The sequence below is a fragment of the Staphylococcus kloosii genome, from assembly GCF_003019255.1.
GTDB lineage: Bacteria > Bacillota > Bacilli > Staphylococcales > Staphylococcaceae > Staphylococcus > Staphylococcus kloosii.
In genome coordinates, this window is record NZ_CP027846.1 from 1837089 (window position 1) to 1856975 (window position 19887).

22 protein-coding genes are annotated in these 19887 nt (G+C 32.0%); 6 read left to right on the forward strand and 16 right to left on the reverse strand.

The window, feature by feature from the left end; genetic code table 11:
* The first annotated feature begins 78 nt into the window (after nucleotides 1-78).
* Nucleotides 79-1518, forward strand: a complete 1440-nt coding sequence (locus tag C7J89_RS09160) for an amino acid permease (RefSeq protein ID WP_103295143.1) — start codon at nucleotides 79-81, stop codon at nucleotides 1516-1518.
* A 137-nt stretch (nucleotides 1519-1655) separates the two neighbouring features.
* Nucleotides 1656-1970 (forward strand): hypothetical protein, encoded by a 315-nt coding sequence (locus tag C7J89_RS09165; RefSeq protein ID WP_061854770.1) that lies wholly within the window; start codon nucleotides 1656-1658, stop codon nucleotides 1968-1970.
* 88 nt (nucleotides 1971-2058) lie between these two features.
* On the opposite strand, the gene C7J89_RS09170 is transcribed toward C7J89_RS09165, so the two are convergent.
* The 4 genes from C7J89_RS09170 to C7J89_RS09185 are packed head-to-tail and all read right to left on the reverse strand — an operon-like array spanning nucleotide 2059 to nucleotide 6177.
* Nucleotides 2059-2862: a Cof-type HAD-IIB family hydrolase gene (locus C7J89_RS09170; protein ID WP_103295142.1), complete on the reverse strand. Its 804-nt coding sequence runs from the start codon at nucleotides 2860-2862 to the stop codon at nucleotides 2059-2061.
* A 45-nt stretch (nucleotides 2863-2907) separates the two neighbouring features.
* Nucleotides 2908-3828 carry a homoserine kinase gene (gene thrB, locus C7J89_RS09175; RefSeq protein WP_061854772.1) on the reverse strand — a complete coding sequence of 307 codons (921 nt, stop codon included), beginning with the start codon at nucleotides 3826-3828 and terminating at the stop codon, nucleotides 2908-2910.
* Between the two features lies 1 nt (nucleotide 3829).
* On the reverse strand, nucleotides 3830-4891 hold the full coding sequence (thrC, locus tag C7J89_RS09180) for a threonine synthase (RefSeq protein ID WP_103295141.1): 1062 nt from the start codon (nucleotides 4889-4891) through the stop codon (nucleotides 3830-3832).
* Between the two features lie 5 nt (nucleotides 4892-4896).
* A complete protein-coding gene (locus tag C7J89_RS09185) occupies nucleotides 4897-6177 on the reverse strand; it encodes a homoserine dehydrogenase (RefSeq protein WP_061854774.1) in 1281 nt (426 codons plus the stop codon).
* Between the two features lie 188 nt (nucleotides 6178-6365).
* Between C7J89_RS09185 and C7J89_RS09190 the strand changes: the two genes are divergently transcribed.
* Nucleotides 6366-7733, forward strand: a complete 1368-nt coding sequence (locus C7J89_RS09190; RefSeq protein ID WP_103295140.1) for an aspartate kinase — start codon at nucleotides 6366-6368, stop codon at nucleotides 7731-7733.
* A gap of 62 nt (nucleotides 7734-7795) precedes the next feature.
* On the opposite strand, the gene C7J89_RS09195 is transcribed toward C7J89_RS09190, so the two are convergent.
* Nucleotides 7796-8428 carry a hypothetical protein gene (locus tag C7J89_RS09195; RefSeq protein ID WP_061855513.1) on the reverse strand — a complete coding sequence of 211 codons (633 nt, stop codon included), beginning with the start codon at nucleotides 8426-8428 and terminating at the stop codon, nucleotides 7796-7798.
* Nucleotides 8429-8491: 63 nt separating this feature from the next.
* Nucleotides 8492-8950, reverse strand: coding sequence for a sugar phosphate isomerase family (locus C7J89_RS09200; protein ID WP_061854776.1), 459 nt, complete (start codon nucleotides 8948-8950; stop codon nucleotides 8492-8494).
* Between the two features lie 300 nt (nucleotides 8951-9250).
* Here C7J89_RS09200 and C7J89_RS09205 point away from each other — a divergent pair, with 300 nt between their 5' ends.
* Nucleotides 9251-10126 carry a hypothetical protein gene (locus tag C7J89_RS09205; RefSeq protein WP_061854777.1) on the forward strand — a complete coding sequence of 292 codons (876 nt, stop codon included), beginning with the start codon at nucleotides 9251-9253 and terminating at the stop codon, nucleotides 10124-10126.
* 88 nt (nucleotides 10127-10214) lie between these two features.
* On the opposite strand, the gene nucI is transcribed toward C7J89_RS09205, so the two are convergent.
* Nucleotides 10215-10757, reverse strand: coding sequence for a thermonuclease NucI (nucI, locus tag C7J89_RS09210; RefSeq protein ID WP_103295232.1), 543 nt, complete (start codon nucleotides 10755-10757; stop codon nucleotides 10215-10217).
* A 192-nt stretch (nucleotides 10758-10949) separates the two neighbouring features.
* Here nucI and C7J89_RS09215 point away from each other — a divergent pair, with 192 nt between their 5' ends.
* Complete coding sequence (locus tag C7J89_RS09215; RefSeq protein ID WP_061854779.1) at nucleotides 10950-11141, forward strand: hypothetical protein; 192 nt, start codon at nucleotides 10950-10952, stop codon at nucleotides 11139-11141.
* Between the two features lie 227 nt (nucleotides 11142-11368).
* On the forward strand, nucleotides 11369-11524 hold the full coding sequence (locus tag C7J89_RS13240; RefSeq protein WP_157881584.1) for a hypothetical protein: 156 nt from the start codon (nucleotides 11369-11371) through the stop codon (nucleotides 11522-11524).
* A gap of 41 nt (nucleotides 11525-11565) precedes the next feature.
* On the opposite strand, the gene C7J89_RS09220 is transcribed toward C7J89_RS13240, so the two are convergent.
* The 9 genes from C7J89_RS09220 to hflX all read right to left on the reverse strand — a co-directional run bounded on the left by C7J89_RS09220 (nucleotide 11566) and on the right by hflX (nucleotide 19839).
* Nucleotides 11566-12168 (reverse strand): response regulator transcription factor, encoded by a 603-nt coding sequence (locus C7J89_RS09220; protein WP_061854780.1) that lies wholly within the window; start codon nucleotides 12166-12168, stop codon nucleotides 11566-11568.
* Nucleotides 12165-12914 (reverse strand): sensor histidine kinase, encoded by a 750-nt coding sequence (locus C7J89_RS09225; RefSeq protein WP_233432428.1) that lies wholly within the window; start codon nucleotides 12912-12914, stop codon nucleotides 12165-12167. The genes C7J89_RS09220 and C7J89_RS09225 overlap by 4 nt, the downstream gene beginning before the upstream one ends.
* 341 nt (nucleotides 12915-13255) lie before the next feature.
* Entirely contained in the window at nucleotides 13256-13990 is a 735-nt protein-coding gene (locus C7J89_RS09230) for an ABC transporter permease (protein WP_061854782.1), read from the reverse strand.
* Nucleotides 13987-14850: an ABC transporter ATP-binding protein gene (locus C7J89_RS09235; RefSeq protein WP_061854783.1), complete on the reverse strand. Its 864-nt coding sequence runs from the start codon at nucleotides 14848-14850 to the stop codon at nucleotides 13987-13989. The genes C7J89_RS09230 and C7J89_RS09235 overlap by 4 nt, the downstream gene beginning before the upstream one ends.
* Before the next feature lie 191 nt (nucleotides 14851-15041).
* On the reverse strand, nucleotides 15042-15236 hold the full coding sequence (locus C7J89_RS09240) for a hypothetical protein (protein ID WP_061854784.1): 195 nt from the start codon (nucleotides 15234-15236) through the stop codon (nucleotides 15042-15044).
* Between the two features lie 128 nt (nucleotides 15237-15364).
* Complete coding sequence (gene glnA, locus C7J89_RS09245; protein ID WP_103295234.1) at nucleotides 15365-16705, reverse strand: type I glutamate--ammonia ligase; 1341 nt, start codon at nucleotides 16703-16705, stop codon at nucleotides 15365-15367.
* A gap of 22 nt (nucleotides 16706-16727) precedes the next feature.
* Complete coding sequence (locus tag C7J89_RS09250) at nucleotides 16728-17096, reverse strand: MerR family transcriptional regulator (RefSeq protein WP_048794015.1); 369 nt, start codon at nucleotides 17094-17096, stop codon at nucleotides 16728-16730.
* 251 nt (nucleotides 17097-17347) lie between these two features.
* A complete protein-coding gene (locus C7J89_RS09255; RefSeq protein ID WP_103295235.1) occupies nucleotides 17348-18586 on the reverse strand; it encodes a methionine gamma-lyase family protein in 1239 nt (412 codons plus the stop codon).
* Entirely contained in the window at nucleotides 18583-19839 is a 1257-nt protein-coding gene (gene hflX, locus C7J89_RS09260) for a GTPase HflX (RefSeq protein ID WP_103295236.1), read from the reverse strand. The genes C7J89_RS09255 and hflX overlap by 4 nt, the downstream gene beginning before the upstream one ends.
* Nucleotides 19840-19887: the final 48 nt, after the last annotated feature.

Here is a 19887-nt window from a genome sequence, read left to right on the forward strand (position 1 = left end):
AAGTTATAAAAAAAGAATTGCTAATAGTCTTTAAAACAATTACAATAGTCTGTAAATAAATAAATTAGGAGACTAATAATGGCACAAAATAAATTAAGTCGTGGCCTTAGTTCAAGGCATATTTCAATGATAGCTATTGGCGGCGCAATTGGGACTGGCCTCTTCGTAGCAACAGGAAGTGTCGTCTCTCAAGCTGGTCCAGGTGGCGCCATACTTGCATATTTAATTATAGGGATAATGTTATATTTCTTAATGTCATCTATCGGGGAGTTAGCTACTATATATCCTGTTTCAGGATCATTTAGCTCATATTCAGCGCGTTTTGTTGATAGTTCATTAGGATTTACAGTCGGATGGTTATATTGGGTCATTTGGGTAATGGTTGCTAGTGTTGATATTATCATTGCTTCAAGTGTTTTAAACTATTGGGAAGTTTTCCACTTTTTCTCATCAGTAACGTGGAGCATTATCTTTTTAGTAATATTATTTTTACTCAATATATTTTCCGTTAAAGCATTCGGTGAAGCAGAATTTTGGTTATCACTGATAAAAGTTTTGACGATAATTATATTTATTATTGTTGGAGTACTAACAATTGTAGGTATTTTAGGCGGTAAAACTTACGGTTTATCTAACTATTCTGTAGGCGAGGCTCCATTTGTCGGTGGGATTTCAGGATTTCTTGGCGTACTATTAATTGCAGGTTTCTCCGTAGGTGGTACGGAAGTGGTTGCGGTAACTGCAGGTGAGTCTGATAATCCACATCGTTCTATGCCGAAAGCAATTAAACAAGTTTTTTGGAGAATATTATTATTCTACGTATTATCAATTGCAGTGATTGCAGCTATCATTCCTTATACAGATCCTCTATTGTTAAATAAGAGTGAGTCTGCCAATCAAAGTCCATTCACAATAGTGTTTGACCGCGTTGGTATTGCATTTGCTGCTTCAGTAATAAACGCTGTAATTTTAACGTCATTATTATCAGCAGCTAACTCAGGGCTATATACTTCAAGCCGTATGTTATTTGCTATGGGACAAGATAAGCAAGCACCTAAGTTTTTATCAAGTCTAAATAAAGGGACAAAATTACCTGTTCCTGCTATATTAACAACATTTGTTATTGTTTTTGCGATTATTATGTTAGCCCAAATACAATCTAATATTGTATTTACTTTACTCAATATTATAGGCTCCTTGGTAATTTTCGTTTGGGGTTCTAGTATTTTAGCCCAAGTTAGATTAAGGAAAGCAATTAAGAAACAAAATAAAGATCCAGATGAAGTGTTACCATACAAAGCACCATTTTATCCTATAGGGCCGATTATCGTTATAGTAGCATTACTATTCTTGTTCTTGGGGAATACAATTGGCGCTTTATTAGCTGGTGATATTGCAAGTTTATTAAGAAATATCATTCCAGTCGTTGTATTAGCTATCGTATACTTAGTGCATAAATTTATGTTTAAAACTAAAGTCGTTAAACTAGAAAACATTGATTTAACAAATAAATATTAAGGATTTTATAAATGAGGCATACAAATTCACTTGTATGCCTCATTTATTTAACGTCAATTTAATTTTATATTATTTTAAGTTATCCTAATATATAGTATAATCAAATTAATTATATAGGTATTATGAGGTGGAAAATTATGGTTGGACAAACAAACTTATTTGATGATGTTATGAAACCAGAAGAACGTTTTGTTATCGTAGTTCAAGCATTAGAAAACTTAGATGATAAATTGATTAAACGCACGTTAAGAGAATATAGTAGTCTCACTCACGATCAAATGGAAAGCTTATTTGAACACTTAAAAGATTTATTTTTAGAGGAGTCTTTTACTGACAATCAATCTGCCTTTTCTATTACTGTCTATACCAATTTAGATTACGCTGCAGACCAGGTATATGCGCATGTTAAAAGACATAGAGGCAAACATGAGTGGACGCATACAGCGAAATAAATAAAACAGTATTCGTCAAAAATTCATAATATTTTATTTCAAAAAAGCTAACCCATGGTAGGTTAGCTTTTTTGTTGATTATATTTTTTTATAATAGCTGTTTTAAAGCGTGAGGAATGCCATTTTCGGCATTACTTAATGTTACTTCATCTGCGATAGATTTCACTTGATCATTCGCATTATCCATTGCATATGAACGCCCAACTATTTCAAGCATAGAAATGTCATTAGGACTATCTCCAAAGGCTACAACTTGGGAAAGGTCTATATCTAATTTTTCACACAATAAAGTGACTGCGTTACCTTTAGACACACCTGTTGCCATAAACTCAAGAAAGTAAGGTTTACTTGTAGTAACATCTATATCCTCATTAAAATAGCCATTTAACGAATCTAATGCTTTAACAATATTAGGTACATAGTCTACACCCATGACTTTTGGCACATCTTCTTGAATATATGTTTTAATGTCATCTACCTTTTTCATAGGCAAACCCGTTAATTCGGATTCAATATTCATATATTCGTGTTCACCTTCATAGATGATATGTCCATCTTTATAAGTTAATACAAAGAAGTCATTTCTACGACAATAATCTACAATTAAATCAAAATTTTCTTTAGATACTGGTCTATTCACTTCTACATCTTCAGATGCGACATTTATTGTTTTCCCACCATTATAACTAATGACGTGACTTTGGTGTTTGTCTAGATTTAATAAACGTGCAGTGGGTAACATCCCTTCAGTCGGTCTACCAGAAGCTAAGACAACTTTATAGCCCTCTTCTTGAATACGAATTAAGTAATCTTTCGTTTCTTCACTTACTTCATTCTCATGATTCATTAGAGTATCGTCCATATCCATAACTACTAATTTATAATTTCCCATTTGGTTATTGCTCCTTTCACCTTCTTAACACTATCATACACTACTTTAATGTTTTTGGTATACCTCTTCGGCAATAACCCCGGATTCATTAATAGATAACAATTCTGACTTACAGTTTTCAAATTGCTTTTTTAACGTTCTAACGAGTTGACCACTTTTATCACGACTAATTAACGTCATAATAGTCGGGCCAGCACCACTAATAACTGTTGCATAAGCGTGATGCGTTTTAGCTATAGATTTAACTTCTTCAAACTCAGGGATTAAAAATTGTCTAAACGGTTCATGAAAACCATCTTGTTCCATCATTTTCCCAGCTAGCTCGTAGTTGTGTTGAATTAATGCGCTAATCATCGTATTACTGATGGCACTATTTTGTACTGCTTTTTTATAAGAAAAAGTATCAGGTAGCACATTTCTCGAATCTTCGGTTTTTAATTTATAGGGAGGAATCGTCACAATAACATCCACTTTGGGTGTATCTATGTAAGAAACTTCCGTAACGTTAGTGTCGGCATTATAATAACCTAAAACTAAACCACCATATATTGTAGGTGCTACATTATCTGGATGACCTTCAAATTCTGTGGCCAATTGTAATAACTCATATTTAGATAGTTCAATATCACCAAAGTAGTTCGCTATGTACAACGCACCTACTAAGGCCGATGCAGAAGATCCTAAGCCTCTTGCCAATGGAATTTCACTTCTCATTTCAACGTCTAAATTAGGTAAGGTCACATCATATTTACTAGCTACTTGTTGAGCAATTTGATAAATATAATGCGATTCATCAGTTGGTAATTCATCTACATTTGGTCCAATATGATGAAATCGCCAATGTGATTGATTATTTACTTTAACTTCTAAATATAAAAATTTATTTAGAGCCATACCGATAGAGTCAAAGCCGACACCTAAATTAGCTGTAGATGCCGGGACTTTTAAAGTTAACACATGTTCCATATTAAAGTGCTCCTTTAATATACTTCAATATGCTTTCTCTATCATTTGGTAATGGTTGAATTGGATCATCTAGTAATGAAATAGCAGTATCTGGATCTTTTAAACCATTACCAGTTAACACAGCTACTACTTTTTTACCTTTAGGTAATTTATTGGCTCTATGCAATTTAATTAGACCAGCGATTGAAGCATTACTTGCTGGCTCACTAAAAATACCTTCTTTTGTTGCCATTAATTTATACGCTTCTAAAATCTCTTCATCTGTAACACTATCAATAAGACCATTCGATTCTTCAATTGCATTTGTAGCCTTATCCCAACTTGCTGGATTACCGATACGAATAGCAGTTGCTACAGTGTCTGGGTTTTTAACAATTTTATTTTGAACGATTGGTGATGCACCTTCCGCTTGGAAGCCGTACATGTTAGGCAACTGTGTATCTAATTGATTATGAAACTCTTTGAAACCTTTCCAATAAGCAGTAATGTTACCTGCATTACCTACAGGAATAGCTAAAATATCTGGAGCCACGCCATCTAATTGATGTACGACTTCAAAAGCACCTGTTTTTTGTCCTTCGATTCTATATGGATTCACTGAATTTACGAGTTCAATGTCACCATTTTCAGCTACTTCCTTAACAATTTCTAATGCCTCATCGAAGTTACCTTCGATTGAAACGATTTCTGCACCATACATCACAGCCTGTGATAATTTACCTAAAGCGATTTTCCCTTCCGGAATAACGACGATAGCTTTTAACCCTGCTCTAGCAGCGTAGGCAGCTGCTGAAGCAGAAGTGTTACCAGTAGAAGCGCAAATAACAATTTTTTTGCCTTCTTCTTTTGCTTTAGTCATTGCCATGACCATACCTCTATCTTTAAATGAACCAGTAGGATTTGCACCTTCATATTTAACATATAAATTAATGTCTAACATTTTGGATAAGTTTTCACAATGTACAAGCGGCGTTTGCCCCTCGTTTAATGTGATTTTGGGTGTATTTTCATTTACTGGTAAATATGATTTAAACTCTTCTACTAAACCTTGCCATCTTTTCATAATAATTAAACTCCTTCTACTGGGTATACTTTATTAACATCAAATCCTGCATTAGCTATTAATTGTTCAGGTGATTCATCAATGCCTAATACTACGACACTTACCGTATCGTCAGTTCTTTGCTGAACTTCTAAACTTTTATGTAGCGGTAATGATTGTTTAATATCAGCTTCAATTTTATTTAAATCTTGGTTATTTGAATTTAATACTAAATAGAAATTGGATTTTTCTTTAATTGTGACAGTATCTTCATCGTCCATCATTTCTTTCGTTTCATCAGTTTTCAATTCGAAATGAGGTGGCAATGTGTGTAAATCATATTCAAATTGTAATGCAACATTTAATAAGTCACTAACTACTGCACTACCTGTCGCTAAACTACCTGCACCTTTACCATAGAACATTGTTTCACCAACTGCGTCACCAATAACGTAAATCGCATTATATTCGTCTTCTACGGCAGATAATTGATGTGCTTTACTAATTAGAGTAGGTGCTACAGAAGCATTAACTTTACCTTGTTCATAAGTACCTTTACCAACAAGTTTAATTTTGTAACCTAAGTCATCAGCGACTTGAATATCTTCTAACGTCACATCACTAATACCTTTGCGTTTAACGTCAGTCAAGTTAATAACTTGGTTGAATGATAAATAAGACGTGATAACAACTTTTCTCGCAGCATCAATACCTTCAACGTCATCTGTAGGATCAGCTTCAGCAAACCCTAAACGTTGCGCTTCATCTAATGCATCTTCAAAAGATGTTTGTTCACGCGTCATTTTACTTAGTATGAAGTTAGACGTACCATTTAAAATTCCCATAAATTTACTAATATTGTTGGCATTTAATCCATTATTGATAGCGTTAACGATTGGAATACCACCAGCAACACTAGCTTCGTATTTTAGTGCAACACTATTACTTTGCGCTAAATCTTCTAGAACATTTAAATGCACTGCAAGTAAATCTTTATTAGCAGTAATCACATGTTTCTTTTGACTTAACGCACTCTTTAACCAATCAACTGTTGGTTCAATGCCTCCCATAACTTCTACAACTATATCAATTGAGTCATCTTCTAAAATGTCATTTACATCTTCAGTTAAATGATACTTGCTCACGTTAAGCGGTCTTTTCTTAGAAATATCATTTACTAAAATATGCTTGATATTGATTTCCTTGTTGATTGTTTCGATAATTTGTTGCCTATTCTCTTCAATAATTTTTACTACACCTGATCCTACAGTACCTAGACCAAGTAATGCTACGTTCAATTCCTTCATAATTTCATTCCTCCGTTGTTCTTCCATAAAATACAATTGTACACTTGAAAAATACTAGAATATGATATAGTATAAATTCATTCCCAAAATTTGTAAAGTTTGCTAGTTTTGAATTATATTAATATCCTATCATTGTTGAAAACAAAACTAAACAAAATTTTCTGATTTTTTTGAAAGGTTGTAAAATTATGAAAGTAGCTAAATTCGGTGGAAGTTCTGTATCTAATGCAGAACAAATTAAAAAAGTATTGGAGATTGTTAATTCTGACCCTGAAAGAAAGATCACTATTGTTTCTGCCCCAGGAAAAAGACATAAGTCAGATATTAAAACGACTGATTTATTAATCAGGTTATATGAAAAGGCAATTGCTAAATTGAACTATACTTCTAAAAAAGATGAAATAGTTCAACGCTACGCAGATATTGTGTACGAACTTCAAATGGATGACCATATTTTAAAATCCATTAATCAAACATTAGAACGTTATATTGCTACATTAAAAAATAAACCGCCTCGTTTATTAGATGCCCTTCTTTCTTGTGGTGAAGATTTTAATGCTCAAATAATAGCTGAATATAACAACAGTCAAGGTATTCCAACTCGTTATGTGTCTCCTGGTGAAGCAGGCATAACAGTAAGTGACTTACCTCAAAATGCACAAATTCTAGATCAATCTTATGAAGAATTGTATAACTTACGAAATTATAAAGAAAAATTAATTATTCCTGGATTCTTCGGTATATCAAGACAAAATTATGTCGTAACATTCCCTAGAGGTGGATCAGACATTACTGGTGCCATAGTAGCCAGAGGCGTAAGAGCTGATTTATATGAAAACTTTACAGATGTATCTGGTATATTTAGAGCTAATCCGATGATCGTAAAACAACCACTAGTTATCGATGAAATTACTTATCGAGAAATGCGAGAATTATCATATGCAGGATTTGGCGTTTTTCATGATGAGGCTTTACAACCATTACATAAAGACCGCATCCCTGTATTAATTAAAAATACGAATAGACCGCATGAATTAGGTACATATATTCGTCATGACAGAGAAATTAATACAAATAACGTCGTAAGTGGTATTAGTTGTGATAAAGGCTTTACTGTTATAAATATCAAAAAGTATTTAATGAACAGACAGGTTGGTTTTACGCGTAAAGTTTTAGGTGTTTTAGAAGATTATAATATTTCATTTGACCATATGCCTTCCGGTATCGACAGTATAAGTATTATAATGCGTTCTAAAGAAATCGAGAACAAAGAAGAACAAGTATTAAGTGATATTCGTAAACATTGCGACGTCGATGAATTAAGCGTCGAACATGATTTAGCTATTTTGATGATTGTTGGAGAAGGCATGCATCGTATAGTAGGTACCGCTAGTCGCATAACACATGCCTTAGCTGAAGCTAACATTAATCTGAGAATGATGAACCAAGGTGCTTCAGAAATATCAATCATGTTTGGTATTGATGTTGAAGATGCCGATAAAGCAGTTAAAGCAACTTATGAATATTGTTATAACGGTAAATGTATCGTCACATAGCACAAAAAATCCTTTAAATCTTAGTATATGCTGTGCATTAATACTTTTTGATTTAAAGGATTTTATATTGCATTTTTTTCGGAAATAAGTGCTTGATTAATCCGTTCATCTCCAACAACTAATCTCAAGATTACAAACTGATAATAACTTAATGCATCAATAACGTTACGATAATTTGGTAATTGATGATAATCGATTGGGTCTAGCAATTCATACATTAATACAATTTCTGGTTTAATATAATCTACATCCCACTTAATTGAATGAAAGTATATGTGCTTTTCTGGCAAGCGAATATTGTTATCTAAACGAAACATCCACTCATCATTTTTAACATCATAGACGATTACAGTCATAATCATTGTATCCCCATCATATATATTAGCATGTGTAAGCGACTTAAAATCGATTTTAGTAAAGTCTGTACTTTCATGTTGATCATCATATAATTTAATTGTAAAACCTTCAGGTATGTATTTAATTACTTCAGAAAAATAAGTACGTTGAACACTTATATCTATTTTTTTATTTAAGTCAAAAGCATCATGTAAAAACAGTTGCTTAGCTATTTCTCCATTAAATTTAAAATAATTACCAACATTATTAATTAATTCGTCAACGACGGTTTTGACATTCTTAAATTCTCCACTCAAATGATTGCCACCTCCTAAAGTAAGCGTTTTCAATAATTTCATTATATAAGTTGTGTAGTGTTTTTTCAATTGTTATAGCAAAATTACTACTAGATTTGTAGGAATTTATGACAATTCTCCGACTTTATAATATTGCTCTTCATCAAAAGAGGTAATAATTTCGGGATAATTCATTAAATAAATACTATCTGCGCTATTAAACAACGTATGTTGTATTTGCGCCACTTCCTCATAAGTTTGAAATAGTGCTTTGTTCATTTGATAAGGTGCTGATAAATAATATTGTTTAATCTGATATTTTTTAAATGTATCGCATACTGTTTCTCCAATTACTACATGAAACGTACTATTAACCTGACCTGTCGGTATAATAATATTAAAATTTGTATTTTTTGCTGCATAATGAATAATATCCGTTGAATAACTTACTACTGAAATCTTTGTATTATTTTGGTTTAGAGTATCTATGACTCTGTATGACACAGGATGATTATCAAATGCAATAATATCATTATCTGCTATAGTAGCAATCTTCTCTTGTAATACTTTGTCAGACGCACGCATTTGATTCCCCCCTATTGTTCTAACTTTTTAATACTTTTAGCATAATTCAATTAATTAACAAAGTTCAACTACAAAAAGCAAATTACCTAAAAAAATACTATTATTAATAATAAATAGTAAAATATTTAACTTTTTATTAATTTTTGCCATTTCAGTCATTAACTATGCTAATATTATTGATTAATTAGCTATATTTTTTATATAATTACTAAGAGTAGATATACCGTTGAACTAATAATATACAATTATTAAACACTGTTTATTTATATTTTAAATTTTAAGTAGATTAGGATGATAAAGATGTTTCTTACTATTATATTGTTGATAATCATCTTTTTATTGATTATTGCTTTATATCTTGACCACCGGTTCATGCAAAATAAATTAGATACTGAAATTTATGCTAAAACACAATTAGTTAGAAAAATTAGCACAGTAACTAGTGAAAATACAAATTTGCGCAACCAAATGCTTAGCTTTGATGCTAATAACGATAAGCACCATCATGGTATTAGAAAGGCAAAACAAGATTTAACTGATATCATGACTAAACTTGTTGATAATAATCAATTAGCAAAATTTGAAATCATTTCGACGAGTAATTTGGCTGTCAAACATCCATTTTTTGAATACGCCCGTCCTTTTGACTATATTGTTATTACTGAAAAAGGATTATTCAATATCGACGTAAAAAACTGGAAGCAAAAAACGTTTTATCACTTTAATGTAGATCCTGAACAAGAAAACGACAATAACAATGATCTTAGCGATAAAACTGAAGACCAAATTGTTGGCCGTTATATCGCCAATAAATTTCATAGCCAATTTAATTCAACGCGTATGACAAGCTACACATTTATTGAACGTATTAAAAAGCACACTGTTATCTTTGATTTTTATAGCCAAGATCCATACAAAGAAGCAGCTTATAATACTAAAATGTTACAAGAAAAAATTAAAGAAAACGCGCATCACAACATTAAAAACGTTGGTCTGGTTTACTTTACAGATGGTTCAGTTAATCTAATAGATGGACCAACTGAACGTGAAAAATATGTTGAAACTGTTTCTTCAAAATCAAGTCTTAAAGATATTATAGAAGAAACTATAACTTCAGCTGACGAATCACTATCTAAAGAGCAATTTGATAGATTAGTTGCTCGATTTGAAGATTAAATTAAAAAAGCATTGTTATCGTTATTGATAACAATGCTCTTTTTTTATCCGGAATTATGTCACTTTAAACCATAATATTTTAAAAATATTAGTGATTTTTGCTCCAAATATTTAAATGTTTGGATTGTGCATCTGCTTGAGCTTTTTTAAACACATCACGATATTTACCATTTGGTGCAAAATATTTTTCTCTAGCTAAACCCTTTTGAACTAATACTTCATTAAACATCGTTTTCTTGTCTAACCATACGTATGCCAAGGTACGTCCATATCTATCTTTTGGTTCTTTATCGTATTCCAAATATACATCTTTGTTTGTTAAATGTTCTTTGGTAAAATTTGAAGCCGCTTTACCAAATGGTTGCACTGGTGTATTGGGTTTGACTGTTTCAGGTGTATCCATACCAATTAATCGTACTTTCAGTTCATTATTATCCTTATCTTTAGCGACAAATGTATCGCCATCTACGACTCTCTCTACATGGACTTTACTCGTTTTATCGGGACCTTTTTCTGATGTTTTACTATCGTTATTAGCAAATGGTCCACTATGATTTATAAATTGAAAAAACAGTACTCCGATTACGACAACACAACAGATTAATATAGTCACTTGTTTTGAAGATTTCATTGTTGCACCTACTTTACTAAATTAGTACCGATTTATCATATATAATATATTAAAGACCGTCAATAACTAATTCATTTATTGAATAAATAAAGCGTTTTTAAATGAATTTAGCAGTTTAGTGACAATATGATTTTTTGTATCTTTCTATAACTACATCATGTTATAATATCGATTGATAGGAGTTGAATACACTTGAGTATTTTTAAAGAAAATATGATTACAATAATTGCTGTTGTCATCGCAATTATTGTTGGATTAATCTTACAATATCAATTCCAACTACCAATGATCGTTTCTGCTATGTTAGCAATCTTTTTAGGGATTTTCGTAGGATTTATTATTGTAGTGATACAATCCATTATTGCTAAAAAAAATAAGAAGTAATAAAAGAGACAAACTTGAGCATTTTACATCATTATTACGTTATTGATGATGCTAAATCGACGTTTGCTCTTTTTTCAGCTTATATTTAATATTTTGCACTTCTTAAGTTTTAATTCGTATTTATCGGGTAATATTTATTTTAGTTATAAGAATAACTAAAGGTTTTATGGTGACAATGTTTTTCAATTTAGTAAGTGATGATATTACAAAGGGGCCGAACGACGTTCATGAAAATTATTAATCTTTTAAAAGAAACTGAAGATATAAAATACACTGTTCAAACAAGAAAAGGTAACATGTTTGAACATCGCATACCAATTCATACACCTAGTGATCAAGTAAGTAAAATACTTTTTCTAGTTGAACAATATAATGATAAATAAAATTAAACCTTTAGGTCAATCAAAGATGACCTAAAGGTTTTTTATATCCACCCTTTTTCATGGGCTTTCTTCCATGCTTCAAAACGATTTTCAACTGCTAATTTATCAATAATATTGGAAGTATAATTTCTAACGGTACCGTCTGATAAAAATAAAGTTTGCGAAATTTCTTTGCTTGTTAAACCCTTGCCTATTTCCGTTAACACAAGTTGTTCTTTCGCAGTTAAAGGGTTTTTGTCTTTGAACATCGTAGTCACTAGTGAATCGCTATATTCTTTATTTCCTGCCATTACATGGTGCATCGTCTCTACAAGTTCATCTACCGAACGTTCTTTTAATACATATGCATCTACATCATTTGCTACTGCCGATTCAAAATAACCTGGTCTTTTAAATGTAGTCACTATGATAACTTTAATATTTAATTGTGCTTCCCTAATATGACTTAAAATTTCAAGACCGGTCATAGTAGGCATTTCAATGTCTAAAACTGCAATATCAGGCTTATACTTTTGTATATCTTGCCATGCTTCGCCACCATCACCTACTGTTGAGACAATATCTATTTCATCATGGAGTTCCATTAATTGAACCATTGCTTGCCTTAGCATAGATTGGTCTTCTGCTATTATTGTCGAAATCATTGTTCAACACTCCTTGGTATTAAGACTTCAATACATAAACCCTCGTCATTATATGTGATTAACGTGCCATTTAATATATTGACGCGTTCTTGAATACTTTTCAGTTCAAGTTGTTCCACATCATCTACGCCAACTCCATCGTCTTTAATAATGAGTTTCAACTCTTTGTCACCCAATTGTATTTGTCCTTCTATTTTAGTGGCTTGTGCATGTTTTACTATATTATTAATTGCTTCTCGTAATATCATTGCCATTATAGATTGTCTAGTTGTTGATAGCTTTTCAGCATACTCCGCATTACTAAATTCAAACGTTAAATTTGCCTCTCTAAGCATATAACCTACAGTATCTACTTCTTCCTTAAAGGAACTTATTTTGAGATCGTTAATAATCGAACGTACTTTGTTTAATGAATCTTTAGAAATACGATTTACTGCAGTCATTTCTTCTATAGCTTTATCGGGTTTATTAGTAACTAATTTAGCAGCTAATTCAGATTTTAAACTAATACTCGCAAAAACATGACCTAGCGTATCATGAAGATCCTGAGCAATACGTGTTCTTTCTTGTTCAGCAATAAGCATATTAATTTGAGCATTCTTTTCATTCATTTTTATTTTAAGTTTACTTGTTTCTACTCTCTTAAAATTACTAATTGTGATCATTAAAATAACTAAATAATAAACAAATAGCATGAGTGCAGTATCGTATTCGCTAAACCACGTAATTATTAAACACGAAATCATAGTCAACAGCATTAATGTAAATGCTAACGACTTTATGGTCACCTTTAATAAAAAAGGTAACGCAAAAGCACTAAAAAAGAAATATAAACTCATATACGGTGAAACATTATAGACAAAGTAAATAATACAAAGATAGTGAATCAATAAAGATAGCATTAACCAGTGCTTAGATAATACGGTAAATAAAAATAAAAGTGTACAGTAAGAAATTACAAATATTATAAAAATAATTACATAAATCCAATAATCGCCATTAATTTCCATAGTAAACAAAGGTGTTATGGCAAAAATTAAATATACTAAACTCGATAATTCCAGAAATCCTACATTAAAGCGTTTAATCATACTTCCACTTCTCTTCTTTTTCTAATAAGTAAAGCTATTATCAAAAATAGTATACTATAACCTATTAAAATAAAGAAAGCATGGTAGCTAAATGGGTCACCTTTCCCAATATCAAAAGCAACCTTTTTCAAATTATACGTTGGCGTTGCATGTGAAATTTGTTTTAACCAATCTGGAAATTGTGTTGTTGGATACCACAATCCGCCGATAACAGCTAAACCTAAATATAAAATACTGCCAATGCCACTCGCTTTTTGAACATCGTTTAATTGTGCAATTAACACTCCTATTCCTAAAAATGTACTCGCCCCTATCCACAATATGACTCCCGAAGAAATCCATTCAGTTAATGTCATATTAACGTTTTTAAAAAAATGAGCTACGGTAAATATTACTACTATAGAGATTGCAAATTGAATCATGACTTTGAAAATTTTAGCACCATAATATTGATAAGGACGTAAAGGTGTACGGATAATGTTTTTATACCAACCCGTTACCTTTTCAGTTATCATTTCCATTGGAAATTGCATTAAACAAAAGTTTGATAAACTGAAAGCCGTCATGCTATACATATATTCTTTGTCGAATGCTTTTTCAGCATCTTTTGGCAAATCTAAAATCGAAGTGAAAATGATATAAAATATTAATGGTAGTAAGATTGCTAACATTAAATTTACTCGTTTTCTTAACGTTAAGCGTATTTCAGTAAGAAAATATTGTTTCATCATACGTAGTCCTCCTCATTTTTACTAAAAATTGATTCTAATAGACTCGTTTTTGTAATTTCAATTTCATTCAAATCCACTTCTGCCTTTAATAAAATTTGTATTGCTTCATTTACATTATCTGTTTGTATTTGATAACTATCTTTAACTTTAGTTATTTGCTTATTATTAAACTGAGATTGCAAATATTGATGTTTTAAAGGTAATTTAATTACCGAAGTGTGTTGATTTGCTTTTAAATTATTAGGACTATCATTCATAACAATTTTACCTGCTTCAATAACGACAACTTTGTCAGCCATACGCTCTACTTCTTCAATATAATGCGAAGTATATAAAATCGTAACGCCTTGGTCCTTTAAATCATCTACAATATCCCAAAAATGTTGTCTCATTTGCACATCCATCGCGCTTGTAGGTTCGTCCAAAATTAAAAATTTAGGCTTACCGATTAATGCAAGACCAAAATCAAGAATTCTCTTTTGCCCTCCGGATAATTTGTTAGCAAACTCAGACATCTTCTGTTCACCAAAGCGTGTAATATTAGTAAATTGTTCATAAGAAATAGGGTTTTTATACATATTGGCAAATAAATAATATAATTCTTTAACCTTGATTAATTCGGGAAATACTGTTTTTTGAAACATAATACCTAAGTGAGCTTCATTTAATAACGCTTCATCATCGTTAATTGTTCCAGTCGTAGGGTAACGGTCGCCAATAATGATATCTATTAAAGTAGATTTACCAGCACCATTGGGCCCAATTAAGGCAGTGCACATACCTTTAGTGATGTCAAAAGTCGCATTGTTTACTACCGTTTTATTTTTATACTTTTTTGATATGCTATTTATTTTAATCATGCTCTTCACCTCACATTTAAGTTACTTTAATTGTAAAAAATAACTAATTAAACATGTAGTGTATATTGTCATAAATACGGGATGACAAATGTCATATAAATACTAAGTTTACATAATAAAATTATTGTTTTATAAAAAACAAAAAAACCACCAAAGTTAAAAACACTTTGGCGGCATTAGATATGAATATATTAGTTTTTTACTAAAGTTAAAAAAGCAGTGAACTTTTCTTCTGTAGCAGGATATCTTTGTTCTTCAAATTCACGTACTGTCGAGTTTAATAGTTTATAATCTGATACATCATCACTTTTAAGATATTCGTTAATTTTCTTTTCCAACTCTTTTAATGAATCTGCTTCTAAAATTTCTAATTTAACTTCTTGCATGTTCTTCACTTCCTTAAATTATGGTTATCATTTATATACCCAATAAGTTGTGAAATATTCAATAAAAAAACGACCATAGTCTTAACTATGATCGTTTAGATTAAGTGCTAGTCCCCTTTACTTAGCACCTAGTATTGTTTCATGTATTGTTCTCTTTCCCATTCAGACACTTGTGTTCTATAGTAATCCCATTCAATTGATTTAGAATTTAAGAATTGATTATAGATATGGTTACCAAGTGCTTCTTTAATCACTTTGTTTTCACGCATTGATTTAAGCGCAGTGTATAATTGTGAAGGTAAATCTTCGATACCGATTGCTTCACGTTCCTCACGGTTCATTTCATAGATATTTTGGTTTACTGGTTCTGGTACTTCTAATTTATTTTTGATACCGTCTAAACCAGCTTGTAAAATAGCAGCTAATGCCATGTATGGGTTTGCTGCAGGGTCTACTGAACGAATTTCAACTCTTGTTGATAATCCACGTGAAGATGGTACACGGATAAGTGGTGAACGGTTTTTACCACTCCAAGCGATGTAACATGGTGCTTCATAACCTGGAACTAAACGTTTGTAAGAGTTTACTAATGGGTTACATACAGCCGTGAAACCACGTGCATTTTTAAGAATACCAGCAATAAAGTGGTAAGCATCTTTTGTTAATTGCATGTCGCCATCTGGATCAAAGAACGCATTTTCTTTACCGTTAAACAATGATACGTTGAAGTGCATTCCGCTACCATTAACACCAAATAATGGTTTTGGCATAAATGTCGCATGTAGGTTATGTTGACGAGCAATTGTTTTAACAACTAGTTTGAACGTTTGGATGTTATCACAAGCTGTTACAGCGTCTGCATATTTAAAGTCGATTTCATGTTGTCCTGGTGCTACCTCGTGGTGACTTGCTTCAATATCGAAGCCCATGTCTTCTAATTCTAGTACGATATCACGACGACAGTTTTCACCTAAGTCTGTTGGTGCCAAGTCGAAGTAACCACCATCATCATTTAATTCTAATGTAGGTTCACCTTTTTCATCTAATTTGAATAAGAAGAACTCTGGTTCAGGCCCTAAGTTTAAGTCAGTGAATCCTAATTCTTGCATTTCTTTTAGCGTACGTTTTAAGTTCGCACGAGGGTCACCTTCGAATGGTGTTCCATCTGTTTTGTAAATATCGCAAATTAAACGAGCAACTTTACCTTGACCAGCTGTCCATGGGAAAATCACCCAAGTATCTAGGTCTGGATAAAGATACATATCAGATTCTTCGATACGTACGAAACCTTCGATAGAAGAACCATCAAACATCATTTCATTATCTAAAACTTTTTCTAATTGGCTGACAGGAACTTCAACGTTTTTAATAGTTCCTAAAATATCTGTGAATTGTAATCTTAAGTATCTTACATTTTCCTCTTTGGCAAACTTGTGAATATCCTCTTTTGTAAATGTACGTTTTGGCATTATGTAATGTCCTCCAGTAATTTTATTTAATAAATCGTGATAAATCTCCACGATTTATCGGTAAAGCTTCGCGTTGTGGTTTTTGTGTAGTATCCACAATCATTCTTTTTCTAATCTCTTGTTCTTCTGTTGTTAAGTGTGCATGATCATCATTGAAGATTTGTTTAATACCTTTAATATTAAAACCTTTTTCAATTAAGTTTTTAATTTCTAATAGTTTTTCTAAATCATTTAATGAAAACATGCGCTTGTTGCCTTCTGTTCTTGAAGGTGTAATGAGTTCATGTGTTTCGTAATAACGTATTTGTCGCGGTGATAATTCACTTAATTTACTAACAACACTCATAGAGAAGACGGGCATATTTCGTCGCAATGCATCTTTTGACTTCATCTCCATCACCTCTATTTTTGAACTTATAAATAATTTAGCATACTTAACAAAGTAATTCAAAGATATGTCATGTTTCCTAACATATTTACAAAAAGCGTCATTTCAGTACTTCAAAAGACATCTACACTAATCGCTTATAAATTTTTTGAAAATTTCCACATTTTTTTCGTAATAATTCATAATTTCAACATAAAAAAACACCAATTCTTATTAAATAAATTGATGTTCTTTCTATTAATTAATTTTTAAAATTATACTAAGTTATTTTCTTTTAAACGTTCAACTGCTCTTGTAACAGCAATTTTGACATGCTCATATGTTAAACCACCTTGAATATATGCTTCGTAAGGCGGTCTAATCGGCCCATCAGCTGATAGTTCAATAGATGACCCTTGAATAAATGTACCAGCAGCCATAATCACATCATCTTCATAGCCTGGCATATAAGCTGGTTCAGGACTGAAGTGCGCATTTACCGGTGATGCGTGCTGGATACTTTGGCAAAATTGTATCATTTGTTCTTTATCTGTAAATGTTACTGTCTGAATTAAATCAGTTCTCGTAACATTATATTTTGGTGTTGTAGTCATACCGAGCTTATCTAATAATAGACTCGTAAATAACGCCCCTTTTAAACTTTGGCTCACCACGTGTGGCGCTAAAAAGAATCCTTGATACATATCTTGTAGCGTATCTAAAGATGCACCCGCTTCTTTACCAATGCCTGGTGCAGTTAAACGATAACCACAACGTTGAATCAAATCTTTTCTACCAGCAATATAGCCACCTATTTTCGCTAAACCGCCGCCTGGATTTTTAATTAATGACCCTGCAATTAAATCTGCTCCACATTCGATCGGCTCACGTAACTCAACAAATTCACCATAACAGTTATCTACAAAGACAATGACTTCAGGAAATTGTGCTTTGATTAATTGAATTGCGCACTCAATTTCATCTAAATTGATAGATGGTCGTTGATCATATCCTTTAGAACGTTGAATTGCGACAACTTTCGTTTGGTCACTCATATGTTCTAACACTGCTTGGGTATTAATAGCACCATCTAGCAAATCAACCTTATTATAGATTACACCATGTTCTTGTAAACTTTCTATGCCATCGCCATTGATACCAATCACTTCTAACAATGTATCGTATGGATCACCAGTGATATATAGCAATTCATCATTGTATTTCAATGTGCTTTGTAAAGCTAATGTTATAGCATGTGTACCCGAAATGATTTGAGGACGGACTAATGCATCTTCAGCTTTAAAAGTACGTGCATAAATTTCTTCTAAATGATCTCGTCCAAAATCATCGTATCCATAACCTGTTGTCCCTTGTAAATCACTTTCGGTAACTTTGACGGCATGAAAGGCATCTAATACTTTTTCTTGGTTAGTTAGCGCAATTGCTTCAATTGCATCAAAATATGGTCTTAATGTTGTTTCGGTTTCTTTTACTAGTTGCTTAATGGCTGTCATTCACTTTTACTTCCTTCATTTACTTTTTCATAACCTTTAATTTCATATGTTTCTTGTTCCTCATTAAAATTCAATTCGGTAACAAGTGTGTGTTGTTTTAAATAATATAATCTATCCGCTTCACTACTAGCTAATGTTTCTTCGTAATAAGTTAATGTTCTTTTTATTTCTTCAATAAGTAGATTATTAACTACATCGATATCTTGTTTATCTTGGCTAGATACAAATACATGCGGTTTATTAGAAGATGGTTGTACACCTTCATGTAAATCCTTTTTATTAAAAATAATCGCCTGTGGAATTTGTTCCATATTTAAATCTTTTATTATTTTATTTACTGTATCATATTGGGTTTTATATTCAGGATGACTACTATCTACAACATGCAATAATAAATCAGCATCTTTAGCTTCTTCTAATGTAGACTTAAAGGCAGCAATTAAAGTTGTAGGTAATTTTTGAATAAAACCTACCGTATCTGACAAGATAAAATTAAAGCCTTCATTTATTTTGATCTGACGCGTCTTAGGATCCAAAGTAGCAAAGAGTAAATCTTGTTCATACGTACTCTCTTGCGCTAAGGCATTAAACCATGATGATTTCCCCGCATTAGTATAGCCAATTAATGCGACTTGAAAGACATTATTTTGTTCTCTCTTAGCTCTATAGCGTTCACGATGATCTACTACAGTTTGTAATTGATGCTTAATCTCATTCATACGTGTACGAATATGACGTCGATCCATTTCTAACTTCGTTTCACCTGGACCTCTCGTACCAATACCGCCACCTAATCTAGATAAACTTCGACCATGTCCTTGCAGACGTGGCATTAAATAATCTAATTGTGCTAATTCGACTTGCAGTTTACCTTCTTTACTACGTGCACGTAAGGCAAAGATTTCCAATATTAACTGCGTACGGTCAATTACTTTAATATTAAGTTGACCATTTAAAGATTTAGACTGTGCAGTCGTTAATTCGTCATTTGTTACTACCACATCTATATCATTAAACGTAATATAGTCTTTTATTTCTTCTAATTTACCTTTACCTACATAATATTTATTATCAAAGTGTGTTCTATTTTGTGTGAATTGTGCTTTAACATCTAACTTACAAGTAGTTGAAAGTGCTGCTAATTCTTCCATAGTGGATTCAAAATCAAATTCTTCTTCCTCTTGGGCATGCACCCCAACTATAACTGCACTTTCGAGTTTTATTTTTGTATCATGTGTTTTCTGTTGGCTCATGTCATGCACCTCATTTCAAAGTTTTTCTAAGCCATTTTATCATAGTGT

What these genes read in the sequence shown, in the direction of transcription:
- C7J89_RS09230 (WP_061854782.1), bottom strand. Translation starts at nt 13,990, where the DNA reads ATGATGAAACAATATTTTCTTACTGAAATACGCTTAACGTTAAGAAAA.
- C7J89_RS09200 (WP_061854776.1), bottom strand. Translation starts at nt 8,950, where the DNA reads ATGCGTGCGTCTGACAAAGTATTACAAGAGAAGATTGCTACTATAGCA.
- C7J89_RS09240 (WP_061854784.1), bottom strand. Translation starts at nt 15,236, where the DNA reads ATGCAAGAAGTTAAATTAGAAATTTTAGAAGCAGATTCATTAAAAGAG.
- C7J89_RS09225 (WP_233432428.1), bottom strand. Translation starts at nt 12,914, where the DNA reads ATGATTTCGTGTTTAATAATTACGTGGTTTAGCGAATACGATACTGCA.
- thrB (WP_061854772.1), bottom strand. Translation starts at nt 3,828, where the DNA reads ATGGAACATGTGTTAACTTTAAAAGTCCCGGCATCTACAGCTAATTTA.
- hflX (WP_103295236.1), bottom strand. Translation starts at nt 19,839, where the DNA reads ATGAGCCAACAGAAAACACATGATACAAAAATAAAACTCGAAAGTGCA.
- C7J89_RS09235 (WP_061854783.1), bottom strand. Translation starts at nt 14,850, where the DNA reads ATGATTAAAATAAATAGCATATCAAAAAAGTATAAAAATAAAACGGTA.
- C7J89_RS09205 (WP_061854777.1), top strand. Translation starts at nt 9,251, where the DNA reads ATGTTTCTTACTATTATATTGTTGATAATCATCTTTTTATTGATTATT.
- nucI (WP_103295232.1), bottom strand. Translation starts at nt 10,757, where the DNA reads ATGAAATCTTCAAAACAAGTGACTATATTAATCTGTTGTGTTGTCGTA.
- C7J89_RS09165 (WP_061854770.1), top strand. Translation starts at nt 1,656, where the DNA reads ATGGTTGGACAAACAAACTTATTTGATGATGTTATGAAACCAGAAGAA.
- glnA (WP_103295234.1), bottom strand. Translation starts at nt 16,705, where the DNA reads ATGCCAAAACGTACATTTACAAAAGAGGATATTCACAAGTTTGCCAAA.
- C7J89_RS09185 (WP_061854774.1), bottom strand. Translation starts at nt 6,177, where the DNA reads ATGAAGGAATTGAACGTAGCATTACTTGGTCTAGGTACTGTAGGATCA.
- C7J89_RS09190 (WP_103295140.1), top strand. Translation starts at nt 6,366, where the DNA reads ATGAAAGTAGCTAAATTCGGTGGAAGTTCTGTATCTAATGCAGAACAA.
- C7J89_RS09250 (WP_048794015.1), bottom strand. Translation starts at nt 17,096, where the DNA reads ATGAAGTCAAAAGATGCATTGCGACGAAATATGCCCGTCTTCTCTATG.
- thrC (WP_103295141.1), bottom strand. Translation starts at nt 4,891, where the DNA reads ATGAAAAGATGGCAAGGTTTAGTAGAAGAGTTTAAATCATATTTACCA.
- C7J89_RS09220 (WP_061854780.1), bottom strand. Translation starts at nt 12,168, where the DNA reads ATGATTTCGACAATAATAGCAGAAGACCAATCTATGCTAAGGCAAGCA.
- C7J89_RS13240 (WP_157881584.1), top strand. Translation starts at nt 11,369, where the DNA reads ATGAAAATTATTAATCTTTTAAAAGAAACTGAAGATATAAAATACACT.
- C7J89_RS09170 (WP_103295142.1), bottom strand. Translation starts at nt 2,862, where the DNA reads ATGGGAAATTATAAATTAGTAGTTATGGATATGGACGATACTCTAATG.
- C7J89_RS09255 (WP_103295235.1), bottom strand. Translation starts at nt 18,586, where the DNA reads ATGACAGCCATTAAGCAACTAGTAAAAGAAACCGAAACAACATTAAGA.
- C7J89_RS09160 (WP_103295143.1), top strand. Translation starts at nt 79, where the DNA reads ATGGCACAAAATAAATTAAGTCGTGGCCTTAGTTCAAGGCATATTTCA.
- C7J89_RS09195 (WP_061855513.1), bottom strand. Translation starts at nt 8,428, where the DNA reads ATGAAATTATTGAAAACGCTTACTTTAGGAGGTGGCAATCATTTGAGT.